The organism is Pseudomonas sp. ICMP 3272 (assembly GCF_001466905.1).
Classification (GTDB): Bacteria; Pseudomonadota; Gammaproteobacteria; order Pseudomonadales; family Pseudomonadaceae; genus Aquipseudomonas; species Aquipseudomonas amygdali.
Genome location: NZ_LKEK01000126.1, coordinates 1 through 863 on the forward strand (window position 1 = coordinate 1; position 863 = coordinate 863).

The following is an 863-nucleotide window of genomic DNA, read 5'->3' on the forward strand; positions in this document are numbered from 1 at the left end:
GTGGAAGCACTGGAACGCACCCCGCAAGCAGCGCTGAACAGCCTGCCGATACTGCCGGACGATGAGCGCGAGCTGTTGCTGGCGGGCTTCAATGACACTGCCCATCCTTATCCTCGCGATGTGCTGATTCACCAACTGATCGAACACCAGGTCAACCAGCGTCCGGATGCCTGCGCTGTGCGCGGCGACAGCGGACCGCTGCTCACTTACGCCGAGCTCAACCAACAGGCCAACCAGCTCGCCCATCGCCTGATCGANGCTGGGCGTGGAACCGGACTCGCGGGTTGCGGTAAGCCTGCGTCGCGGTCAGGAAATGGTCGTGGCGTTGTTGGGTATTCTCAAGGCCGGTGGTGCCTATGTACCGATCGACCCTGACCTGCCGAGCGCTCGTCAGGCCTATATGCTCAGCGACAGCGCCCCTCGTGCGGTGCTGACCAGCAGCGATCTGCTTGCAGATCTGCCAGCCCTAAGCGTTCCGGTGCTGGTGCTCGACAACCGCGATGACCTCGCGCAGCTGGCTAAGCAGCCGAGCGGCAACCCGGATGCCAAGGCCCTGGGTCTGCAGCCGAATCATCTGGCCTATGTGCTGTACACCTCCGGTTCCACTGGCACGCCCAAAGGCGTGATGAACGAGCACTTATGACGCCTATAAAGTGAACAGTCAGGATCGCGTGCTGCAAAAGACCCCGTTCGGCTTCGACGTGTCGGTCTGGGAGTTTTTCCTGCCGCTGCTCGCCGGTGCCGAACTGGTCATGGCACGTCCCGGTGGCCATCAGGACCCTGACTATCTGGCACAGGTCATGAGTGACGCGGGCATTACCCTGCTGCACTTTGTGCCCTCGATGCTCGACGTGTTTCTGGAG

Annotated in this window: 1 pseudogene; it reads left to right on the top strand. The window is 61.8% G+C overall.

Annotation, left to right across the window (positions count from 1 at the left end):
• A pseudogene (locus tag AO068_RS27820) lies at window positions 1–863 on the top strand (AMP-binding protein); the annotation flags it as partial.